The organism is Pseudomonas sp. CM27 (assembly GCF_013179515.1).
Lineage (GTDB): Bacteria > Pseudomonadota > Gammaproteobacteria > Pseudomonadales > Pseudomonadaceae > Aquipseudomonas.
Genome location: NZ_JABMCN010000217.1, coordinates 1 through 10,491 on the forward strand (window position 1 = coordinate 1; position 10,491 = coordinate 10,491).

9 protein-coding genes are annotated in these 10,491 nt (G+C 58.7%); 8 read left to right on the plus strand and 1 reads right to left on the minus strand.

All coding sequences use genetic code 11. The features are described from left to right. From thiI to HP547_RS22610, 5 genes are all read left to right on the plus strand, one after another. The coding region (thiI, locus tag HP547_RS22590) for a thiazole biosynthesis protein (protein WP_172287477.1) at window positions 1–978 on the plus strand (978 nt) is incomplete at its 5' end. 128 nt (window positions 979–1,106) lie between these two features. Beyond that, the gene (gene typA / locus HP547_RS22595; protein ID WP_172227184.1) at window positions 1,107–2,930 is read left to right on the plus strand and encodes a translational GTPase TypA; all 1,824 of its coding nucleotides are present in this window, start codon (window positions 1,107–1,109) and stop codon (window positions 2,928–2,930) included. Window positions 2,931–3,133: 203 nt separating this feature from the next. Then, complete coding sequence (locus tag HP547_RS22600; protein ID WP_172287478.1) at window positions 3,134–3,718, plus strand: 2OG-Fe(II) oxygenase; 585 nt, start codon at window positions 3,134–3,136, stop codon at window positions 3,716–3,718. Window positions 3,719–3,724: 6 nt separating this feature from the next. Next, window positions 3,725–4,555 (plus strand): hypothetical protein, encoded by an 831-nt coding sequence (locus HP547_RS22605; RefSeq protein ID WP_172287479.1) that lies wholly within the window; start codon window positions 3,725–3,727, stop codon window positions 4,553–4,555. Between the two features lie 94 nt (window positions 4,556–4,649). Beyond that, window positions 4,650–5,150: a hypothetical protein gene (locus HP547_RS22610; protein ID WP_172227178.1), complete on the plus strand. Its 501-nt coding sequence runs from the start codon at window positions 4,650–4,652 to the stop codon at window positions 5,148–5,150. Between the two features lie 195 nt (window positions 5,151–5,345). Here the strand turns inward: HP547_RS22610 and HP547_RS22615 are convergent, their stop codons facing one another. Next, window positions 5,346–5,750, minus strand: coding sequence for a YkgJ family cysteine cluster protein (locus tag HP547_RS22615; protein WP_016712459.1), 405 nt, complete (start codon window positions 5,748–5,750; stop codon window positions 5,346–5,348). 179 nt (window positions 5,751–5,929) lie between these two features. Here HP547_RS22615 and HP547_RS22620 point away from each other — a divergent pair, with 179 nt between their 5' ends. The 3 genes from HP547_RS22620 to HP547_RS22630 all read left to right on the plus strand — a co-directional run bounded on the left by HP547_RS22620 (window position 5,930) and on the right by HP547_RS22630 (window position 10,294). Next, a complete protein-coding gene (locus tag HP547_RS22620; protein ID WP_172227176.1) occupies window positions 5,930–8,380 on the plus strand; it encodes a glycogen/starch/alpha-glucan phosphorylase in 2,451 nt (816 codons plus the stop codon). A 303-nt stretch (window positions 8,381–8,683) separates the two neighbouring features. Continuing rightward, window positions 8,684–9,694 carry a class 1 fructose-bisphosphatase gene (locus tag HP547_RS22625; RefSeq protein WP_012274595.1) on the plus strand — a complete coding sequence of 337 codons (1,011 nt, stop codon included), beginning with the start codon at window positions 8,684–8,686 and terminating at the stop codon, window positions 9,692–9,694. A gap of 3 nt (window positions 9,695–9,697) precedes the next feature. Further along, window positions 9,698–10,294, plus strand: a complete 597-nt coding sequence (locus tag HP547_RS22630; protein ID WP_172287480.1) for a DUF924 family protein — start codon at window positions 9,698–9,700, stop codon at window positions 10,292–10,294. The last annotated feature ends 197 nt before the right edge of the window (window positions 10,295–10,491 follow it).

Below are 10,491 nucleotides of genomic sequence, written 5' to 3' on the forward strand. Positions count from 1 at the left end.
CGCCTGTACGTGATTCACAATCAGCACAACGGCATTGGCGGCTATCCGCTGGGCGCCCTGGAGCAGACCCTGGTGCTGATGTCCGGTGGTTTCGACTCTACCGTGGCGGCCTACCAGATGATGCGCCGCGGCCTGATGACCCACTTCTGCTTCTTCAACCTCGGCGGCCGTGCCCACGAGCTGGGCGTGATGGAAGTGGCCCACTATCTGTGGAAGAAGTACGGCAGCAGCCAGCGCGTGCTGTTCATCAGCGTGCCGTTCGAAGAAGTGGTCGGCGAGATTCTCAACAAGGTCGATAACAGCTACATGGGCGTGACCCTCAAGCGCATGATGCTGCGCGGCGCTGCCCACATGGCCGACCGCCTGCAGATCGAGGCGCTGGTCACCGGCGAGGCGATTTCCCAGGTGTCCAGCCAGACGCTGCCGAACCTGTCGATCATCGACTCGGCCACCGACAAGCTGGTGCTACGCCCGCTGCTGGCCAGCCACAAGCAGGACATCATCGACCAGGCGACCGAAATCGGCACCGCCGACTTCGCCAAGCACATGCCGGAATACTGCGGCGTGATCTCGGTGAACCCGACCACCCATGCCAAGCGTCACCGCATGGAGCACGAAGAAAAGCAGTTCGACATGGCCGTGCTGGAGCGCGCCCTGGAACGCGCCAAGTTCATTTCCATCGACCACGTGATCGATGAACTGGGCAAGGACATCGAAATCGAGGAAGTGGCCGAGGCGTTGCCAGGCCAGATCGTCATCGATATTCGTCACCCCGATGCCCAGGAAGACGAGCCTCTGGTGCTGGAAGGTGTCGAAATCCAGGCCATGCCGTTCTATGCGATCAACAGCAAGTTCAAGCACCTGGACCCTACGCGCCAGTACTTGCTGTATTGCGACAAGGGTGTGATGAGCCGTTTGCACGCACACCACCTGCTCAGTGAGGGACATGCCAATGTGCGTGTTTATCGTCCGACATAAGATGCCAGGGCTGTATGGCGGCAGCATCCGCCATCGCCCTCCCGACCGCCGGGCCCGCTGAGCCTTATACCTTACATATTGGTCGCCTAGACTAGGCGGCAACCGAATCCTCTGATCGAGATACACTTGTGATCGAAAATCTGCGTAACATCGCCATCATCGCCCACGTTGACCATGGTAAAACCACCCTGGTCGACAAACTCCTGCGTCAGTCCGGCACCCTGGAGCGTAACGAGCTCAACGACGAGCGCGTCATGGACTCCAACGACCAGGAAAAAGAGCGCGGTATTACCATTCTGGCGAAGAACACCGCCATTAACTGGAACGGCTACCACATCAACATCGTCGACACCCCCGGCCACGCCGACTTCGGTGGCGAGGTTGAGCGTGTAATGTCGATGGTCGACTCCGTGCTGCTGCTGGTCGACGCCCAGGACGGCCCGATGCCGCAAACCCGCTTCGTGACCAAGAAGGCCTTCGAAGCCGGCCTGAAGCCGATCGTGGTAATCAACAAGGTTGACCGCCCGGGCGCGCGTCCTGACTGGGTTCTGGACCAGATCTTCGACCTGTTCGACAACCTCGGCGCCACCGACGAGCAGCTGGACTTCAAAGTGGTCTACGCCTCGGCCCTGAACGGCATTGCCGGTCTGGACCACGCCGAAATGGGCGAAGACATGACTGCCCTGTACCAGGCTGTCATCGACCACGTTCCAGCGCCAGCTGTTGACCGTGACGGCCCGTTCCAGATGCAGATCTCGGCACTGGACTACAACAGCTTCCTGGGTGTTATCGGCGTTGGCCGTATTGCCCGTGGTCGCATCAAGCCGAACACCCCGGTTGTTGCCATCGACGCCGACGGCAAGAAGCGTAACGGCCGTATCCTCAAGCTGATGGGTCACCACGGTCTGCACCGCGTCGACGTCGAAGAAGCCCAGGCTGGCGACATCGTCTGCATCAGCGGTTTCGACGAGCTGTTCATCTCCGACACCCTGTGCGACCCGACTGCCGTTGAGGCGATGAAGCCGCTGACCGTTGACGAGCCTACCGTTTCGATGACCTTCCAGGTCAACGACTCGCCGTTCTGCGGCAAGGAAGGCAAGTTCGTCACCAGCCGTAACATCAAGGACCGTCTGGACAAGGAGCTGCTGTACAACGTTGCCCTGCGCGTTGAAGAAACCGACTCCCCAGACAAGTTCAAGGTTTCGGGCCGTGGTGAGCTGCACCTGTCGGTTCTGATCGAAACCATGCGTCGCGAAGGCTTCGAGCTGGCCCTGGGCCGTCCTGAAGTGATCATCCGCGAAGTGGACGGCGTGAAGCAGGAACCGTTCGAAAACGTCACCATCGACATCCCTGAAGAAGCCCAGGGCAAGGTCATGGAAGAGATGGGTCTGCGTAAAGGCGACCTGACCAACATGGTCCCGGATGGCAAGGGCCGTGTACGCCTGGAATACAACATCCCGGCGCGTGGTCTGATCGGTTTCCGTAACCAGTTCCTGACCCTGACCAACGGTGCAGGCATCCTGACTTCGATCTTCGATCGCTACGACACCGTCAAGTCCGGCCACATGTCCGGCCGTCAGAACGGCGTACTGGTTTCGGTCGAGACCGGCAAGGCGCTGACCTACTCGCTGGAAACCCTGCAGGCGCGTGGCAAGCTGTTCGTCGAGCACGGTCAGGAAATCTACAACGGTCAGATCATCGGCCAGAACAGCCGTGACAACGACCTGGGCGTCAACCCTACCAAGGGTAAGAAGCTCGACAACATGCGTGCTTCGGGCAAAGACGAAGTCATCGCCCTGGTTCCGCCTGTTCGCTTCACCCTGGAACAGGCTCTGGAATACATCCAGGAAGACGAGCTGTGCGAAGTAACGCCGAAGTCCATCCGTCTTCGCAAGAAGATCCTGGACGAAAGCGAGCGTACCCGCGCTGCCAAGAAAGCCAAGAACAGCTAAGTTAGTTCTGGCTGAATGAAAACGCCCCCGGTCGAATGGCCGGGGGCGTTTTTTTTGGTATTACGATCACCTAAAGTTCCATTTCAGGTGTATCAGATTTCCGGAAAATACTACCCCGTGAGTGCGTGTTTCCATGTGCTCGGGTGTTTGATTGTTCTTTAGTCTCCTGTCTCTCTAATTTGTATGATAGTGGGAGGCTGAATATGTCTGGAGTGATTGTCGGTAAAGATATTTGCATTATTGATGACGGTTTTACCGATGACGAGCATACGCAAATTTTGCAGCTCCTTACTGATTCGGTGTGGCGATATGGCTGGCCTTATCCTTATTCGCCGCTTGAGCGCCCTTGCTGGCACAGTTTCATAGCAGGCTCTCGCAGAGACAAGATGGAAGATTGCGAGCAGGAACTGCGTGAGCGCTCGGACTGGGGTTTCTTGGCGGATATATGGGCGCGAATCAAAGCCGTTCATATGCCATCAGCAGTATTGCTGGGTGTCTACGCGAACGGACAAACCGCCAGTCAGGATGGACCTATACATCGGGATAATACCGCAGAGGCGCCGGGACGAACTGTCATGCTGTTCTGTAGTGAACATTGGGCCACTTGCTGGGGAGGCGAGTTAATGTTCTACGACGCTGGTAAGGAGACCATCATTATGTCGGTACAGCCCAAGCCAAGAAGGGTCGTCGTCTTCAATGGCGAGGTACCGCACGCCGCACGGGCGCCCGCAGCAAGCTGTAACCGTCTGCGTATGAGTATCGCCTTCAAGACGATGATAAAGGAGTGATAGCAGATGGCTAGAACAGTCGAAATAATCCTGGGCTATGTCGAAGCACCCGTCGCGGTGGGGGCGGGTTCGACCTCCATATTGGATCAGTACAATAGCGACAAGTCTGGTTATGCGTTGGTCAATCAGAGTGCCCAAACAGGTGCGGCGGTGGCAGGCGTCACGCAAATTGTAAAGCTGACGGCGGGATTTACACCTTTTCTGAACATAAAGACGAATACGCTGGCGGCAACTACAGTGCTTCTAAAGATTACAGCGGAGTACCAGACGAACCAGAAATTTGAAGAGGGTGATGTCTTAAGTCTGATTGGAAATGTTGCTGGGATTGTCGGAGGGATTACCTTACTGGCGGGTGCCGGCCCAACTGCGCTGGTATTTACAGCTGTAGGTGTGGGTGCTAATGCGTGGGGGGGTTTTAACTCTGATGTGGCGAAGAAATTGTATCATTCTGCAATTATCCCTGTTTTGGAAAAATATTTTGTTGCAGATACAAAAGCAGTGTTTCCAGACTACTGGGTTGCACCGGACTTGACACTTGCTTCTCTTGATCAAATAATTGCGAGCTACTCAGGTGGCATTGCGGTGAGTCAGTGGAATCCTGACACTCATGACGTTTCGCTTGGCAGTAATTCAATTTACATGTATGGAGTAGACTCGGGAAGTGGTGGTGGATACATAGAGGGCGACAGTGGAGGGAGTCAGGTCATTCCGCTGCCTGTCTCCGGTTGGGGTATTGGCGTCGGCCCTATAGAGTTCCCAGAGTGGAATATTGATATTGGCCCTATACAAATTATCGAGCCTGGCGGTAGTAATTGGGGTGTTGACAGGTATCACTGAAGCGCAGCAGTGCTGCATTGTTTCGGCGAGGCATAAGGAGGGGTTTGTGTATTCAACGTCCGAGTTTGTCAAGATATACAGAGCCTCCACTCCGTTGAAGCAGATTCAATTACTTTTAATTATGATGTTTACGGTGCTGCCATTTGCAGCGCTGTATTGCAGTGACTTAAAAGTATACAAAGCTCCTGATTTCTCCAGATTGACGTTTGTTGAAGGGCGTGTATCGGGCTACCCGGATACTTGGGAGCATAATCGTTCGATCATGTATTTTGCAGTTGCATACACGCTGGATGGAGTACGGTATGGTAAACGGACCTACACGTATCCGGCGTTGTACAAGGAGTCAGGGCTGCGGATAAACAAGAAGGTATTCTTGACGGTGGAGCGCCTGGACGACGGTAGCCAAGTGCGTGAACTGGTCACCTTGGATGGCCGTGTCCTTTTCGATGATCGATTTCATCAGCAAGTCGTCGCTTGGAACAATCAATCGATAATGTTCAAGGTGGCATTAATAGGTCTGATGTCATTCGGGCTCGCTGTCGCAGCTTTGATCGTAGCTGTACGTCATCGGGGCAAGCTTTTTCAGGCTGGTTGAGCTCAGGATTGTTTCAAGCAGAAACACGACGCCCCCGGTCGATTGGCCGGGGGCATTTTTGTATACCAGCAGGATTTGTGCTGTCGGTGCTGGCCTCTTCGCGGGTGAACCCGCTCCCACAGGTATTGCATAGGCTCTGAACACTCCAGGGGGCTGTTCGGGTTCACCGGCGAAGCGGCCAGATCAGGCTGACGATCAGCGCCCAACCACCTTTGGCTTGTAGGCACAATACCCCGGCCGCGGCCCGACCTTGGGATGGTTGCGGCAGGTATCCGGGCGCTTGTCATAAATGGTGCACAGCCGGCTTTTACGATCCAGGTACATGCAGTCATCGTTGCTCATCCGGGTCAGGGTGAAGATGCCCGACTTCTGGTTGAAGCGTTCGATGATGCCTTCCTTCTGCAGGCGTTTTGCCACATTCTTCGGCGGCTCGTCTTTCTCGAACTCGTCGACCACACCAATGCGGATCAGATCCTTGATCTTCACCTCCACCGGCAGGGTGCAGCAGGTTGAATGGCAGCCGCCACACATGTGGCTGGCATAGCGCTGCCAAGTCTCCAGGCGGTCGACTTCGGCGGCGGCAATCAGGGTCGTTTTCATTTTAATAGAGGGCTGTCTTGGGGCGCGCGATCATACCGGAATTGTTCAATTTATGAACAACCTTTTGACCGAATGCGCAAAGGCGCATGAAAACCACGAACCCAGGCCTACGCTCCCTGTCGAAGCGACTAGGCTGAACAATCTCCCTCCGCTTTCGTCAACTTGCCCGAGGATGCCGCATGTCCCAGGAACCTAAAGCACGTGACGCAGAAGTCGCGGACTTTCGTGCTGCTGTACTGAACAAGCTGACCTACGCGGTCGGCAAGGACCCGGAGCACGCTTTCGACCATGACTGGTTCGAAGCCATTGCCCTGGCGGCGCGCGATCACATGGTCGAGCACTGGATGGACCACACCCGCCGGGCCTATCGGCGCAGCCAGAAGCGGGTCTACTACCTTTCTCTGGAATTTCTCATCGGCCGGCTGCTGTATGACAGCCTGAGCAACCTGGGCCTGCTGGACATCGCTCGCGATGCGCTGGAAGGCCTGGACGTGGACCTTGAGCGCATCCGTCTGCTTGAACCCGACGCGGCGCTGGGCAACGGCGGCCTCGGTCGTTTGGCAGCGTGCTTCATGGAGAGTATGTCGACCCTGGGCATCGCTGCCCACGGTTACGGTATTCGCTACGAACACGGCCTGTTCCGCCAGGCGGTTGTCGATGGCTGGCAACAGGAACAGACCGAGAACTGGCTGGACTTCGGCAACCCCTGGGAGTTCGAGCGTGCCGAAGTGATCTACCCGATCAGCTTCGGCGGCAGCGTCGAAACGCTCACCGACGCCCACGGGCAGCAGCGTCAGGTGTGGTCGCCGGGCGAGACGGTGCGGGCGGTGGCCTATGACACGCCAGTGGTCGGCTGGCGCGGGTCCAGCGTCAACACCCTGCGCCTGTGGCGGGCGCGGGCGCTGGAGGAGTTGCACCTGGAGCGCTTCAATGCCGGTGACCACTTGGGCGCCGTGGCCGAAGTGGCGCGGGCAGAAAGCATTTCGCGGGTGCTGTACCCGGCAGACAGCACCGAAGCCGGGCAGGAGTTGCGCCTGCGCCAGGAGTACTTTTTTGTCTCGGCATCGCTGCAAGACTTGCTGCGCCGGCACCTGAACATGCATGACAGCCTGCTCAACCTGCCCGATGCGGCAGCCATCCAGCTCAACGACACGCACCCGTCGATCGCCGTGGCCGAGTTGATGCGCCTGCTGGTCGACCAGCATGAAATCCCGTGGGACAAAGCCTGGGAGCTGACCGTCGGGACCTTGGCCTACACCAACCACACGCTGTTGCCTGAAGCCCTGGAAACCTGGCCGGTGGCACTGATGGAGCGCATGCTGCCGCGGCACATGCAGATCATCTACCTGATCAACGCCTACCATATCGACAGCCTGCGAGCCAAAGGCCTGCACGACTTCGATGTACTTCGGGCAGTGTCGCTGATCGAGGAAGACAATGGCCGTCGGGTACGCATGGGCAACCTGGCATTCCTCGGCTCGCACAGTGTCAACGGTGTGTCGGCGCTGCACAGCCAGTTGATGAAGAGCACGGTGTTCTCCGAGTTGCACAAGCTCTACCCGCAGCGTATCAACAACAAGACCAACGGCATCACTTTCCGCCGCTGGTTGTACCAGTCCAATCCACAGCTGACCGAGATGCTGGTCGAGGCACTGGGGCCAGAGCTGAAGGACGACCCAGAGGGTCGCCTGGCCAGCCTGGTGCCATTTGCCGACAAGGCCGGGTTCCGCAAGCAGTTCGCCGCCCAGCGGCTGCACAGCAAGCGAGCCCTGGCCGGCATCATCCAGGACCGCATCGGCGTCACGGTCAACCCCGAGGCGTTGTTCGACGTGCAGGTCAAGCGCATTCACGAGTACAAGCGCCAGCTGCTCAACCTGCTGCACACCGTGGCGCTGTACCAGGCCATGCGCAACGACCCGGGCACCAACTGGGTGCCTCGGGTGAAAATCTTCGCCGGCAAGGCCGCCGCCAGTTATCACCAGGCCAAGTTGATCATCAAGCTGACCAACGACATCGCCCGTGTAGTGAACAATGACCCGACCGTGCGTGGTCTGCTGAAAGTGGTGTTCCTGCCCAACTACAACGTCAGCCTGGCCGAAAGCATCATCCCGGCGGCAGACCTCTCCGAGCAGATTTCCACCGCCGGTTATGAAGCCTCCGGTACCAGCAACATGAAGTTCGGCCTCAACGGCGCGCTGACCATCGGTACCCTGGATGGCGCCAACGTGGAGATGTGCGAGCATGTCGGCGCCGATAACATGTTTATCTTCGGGCTCACTGCGCAGCAGGTCGAAGCGCGCCGACGCGCCGGGGATTTCGGTGCGAGCGCAGCCATTGCGGCGTCCAGCCGGCTGGGTGACGTGCTGCAGGCAATTCGTAGCGGCGTGTTCTCGCCAGACGACCCGTCGCGCTATACCGGGTTGATCGACGGGCTGGTGGCTTACGATCGCTTCCTGGTATGTGCCGACTTCGATGCCTACTGGGACGCCCAACGGCGGGTCGAGGAGCTGTGGCACACACCGCAGGAGTGGTGGCGCATGGCGGTGTTGAACACCGCGCGGATGGGCTGGTTTTCGTCGGACCGGACCATTCGCGAATATGCCAGCGAGATCTGGAAAGCACTGGACTGATGCTGCAGGTTGCGCGTTCCTTGTAGGAGCGGCCTTGTGTCGCGAACGGGCCGCACAGCGGCCCCGGCAATGGTTGCAGAGCGGCTGAAGCCCGGGGGCCCCTGTGCGGCCCTTTCGCGACACAAGGCCGCTCCTACAGGGGTTGCACAGGCCGGGAGCAATCAGACCACCGGCCTGGCGCACGCTGAACTACCGACCTATTGTGCCGTCAGAGAGCCGTGGCGAGTCTCATCACTCGCTAGCCTGCAACTCTCCCTGTAAACTGCGGGGGTTTTTCATCCCCCAATCCGTTCGGAGCCATACATGTCCCGCGTTACCCTGAGTCGCTATCTGATTGAGCAGACCCGCAGCAACAATACCCCTGCCGATCTGCGCTTCCTGATCGAAGTGGTGGCGCGTGCGTGCAAGGAAATCAGCCATCACGTGTCCAAAGGCGCCCTCGGCGGTGTGCTGGGCAGCATGGGCACTGAAAACGTGCAGGGCGAAGTCCAGAAGAAACTGGACGTGATCTCCAACGATATCCTGCTGGAAGCCAACGAGTGGGGCGGCCACCTGGCCGGCATGGCCTCCGAAGAAATGGACAACGCCTACCAGATCCCGGGCAAGTACCCGAAAGGCGCCTACCTGCTGGTATTCGACCCGCTGGACGGTTCGTCGAACATCGACGTCAACGTCTCGGTCGGCACCATCTTCTCTGTCCTGCGTTGCCCTAACCAGTACCTGAGCCAGAACGAAAGCCTCAACGAAGAAGCCTTCCTGCAGCCAGGCACCGAGCAGGTCGCCGCCGGTTACGCCATCTACGGCCCGCAGACCATGCTGATCCTGACCCTGGGCAACGGCGTCAAGGGCTTCACCCTGGACCGCGAACTGGGCAGCTTCGTCCTGACCCACGAGAACATCCAGGTACCGGCAACCACCGCCGAGTTCGCCATCAACATGTCCAACCAGCGTCACTGGGAAGCCCCGGTACAACGCTACGTGGGCGAACTGCTGGCTGGCGAGACCGGCCCGCTGAAAAAGAACTACAACATGCGCTGGATCGCTTCGATGGTGGCCGATGTGCACCGCATCCTCACCCGTGGCGGCCTGTTCATGTACCCACGTGACGCCCGCGAGCCGAGCAAGCCGGGCAAACTGCGCCTTATGTACGAAGCCAACCCGATGTCGTTCATCATCGAGCAGGCCGGCGGCGCTTCCACCAACGGTTACGATCGCATCCTCGACATCAAGCCAGAAAGCCTGCACCAGCGTGTGTCGGTGATTCTCGGCTCGAAGGAAGAGGTCGAGCGCGTCACTGCGTATCACAAGGAGTAAACCATGCTCGCACCTTGGCAGCCGTTGCTGGAGTGGTGGTTCGGTTGGGGCACCAGTGCCCAGGCTGTGGCTGACGAGAAGAGCACGCTGTGGTTCGGCAAGCATCATGATGCCGAAGCCCAGGCAGTGTTTGGCGAGCTGGTCGAGCACGCCCTGGCGGGCGGCCTCGACGAGTGGCAACAGAGCCCGCAGGGCTGGCTTGGCCTGCTGATCCTGCTGGACCAGCTGCCGCGCATGATCTACCGCGACACGCCGCGCGCCTTCGAGGGCGACCGGCGTGCCCAGGTGGTGGCCATGCAGGGCCTGCAGAAGGGCTGGGACTATCAGCTGCTGCCGATTCAGCGTGTGTTCGTGCTGCTGGTGCTGGAGCACGCCGAGGTGCTCGACTGGCAGAACCTGTGTGTCGAGCGCTACCAGCTACTGCTGGATGAACAGCCGGAGGCCAACCGCCGGTTGTTCGAAGGCTTCCTCGACTATGCCGAGCAGCATCAGCGGGTGATTGCCCGGTTCGGGCGCTTCCCGCACCGCAACCTGATGCTGGAGCGGCCGAGCACCAGCGAAGAGATGGACTTTCTGCTGGAGCCCGGGTCCAGGTTCTGAAGCCTCCGGGGCCTGCCAAGCAGGCCATTGCGATCGGTACTTTGTCACGAGAAGGCCGCCCCTCACAGGGGCGGCTAATGAGATGGTCACCCCGACACCCTGCGAGGGCTACGCTTTCGCAGGGTGTTTTCATTCTGGAGGCCATCATCATGAGCGATTTGGCACTGGTCGGTATCGACCTCGGCAAACACACATTT

What these genes read in the sequence shown, in the direction of transcription:
- HP547_RS22625 (WP_012274595.1), top strand. Translation starts at nt 8,684, where the DNA reads ATGTCCCGCGTTACCCTGAGTCGCTATCTGATTGAGCAGACCCGCAGC.
- HP547_RS22630 (WP_172287480.1), top strand. Translation starts at nt 9,698, where the DNA reads ATGCTCGCACCTTGGCAGCCGTTGCTGGAGTGGTGGTTCGGTTGGGGC.
- HP547_RS22605 (WP_172287479.1), top strand. Translation starts at nt 3,725, where the DNA reads ATGGCTAGAACAGTCGAAATAATCCTGGGCTATGTCGAAGCACCCGTC.
- HP547_RS22620 (WP_172227176.1), top strand. Translation starts at nt 5,930, where the DNA reads ATGTCCCAGGAACCTAAAGCACGTGACGCAGAAGTCGCGGACTTTCGT.
- HP547_RS22615 (WP_016712459.1), bottom strand. Translation starts at nt 5,750, where the DNA reads ATGAAAACGACCCTGATTGCCGCCGCCGAAGTCGACCGCCTGGAGACT.
- HP547_RS22600 (WP_172287478.1), top strand. Translation starts at nt 3,134, where the DNA reads ATGTCTGGAGTGATTGTCGGTAAAGATATTTGCATTATTGATGACGGT.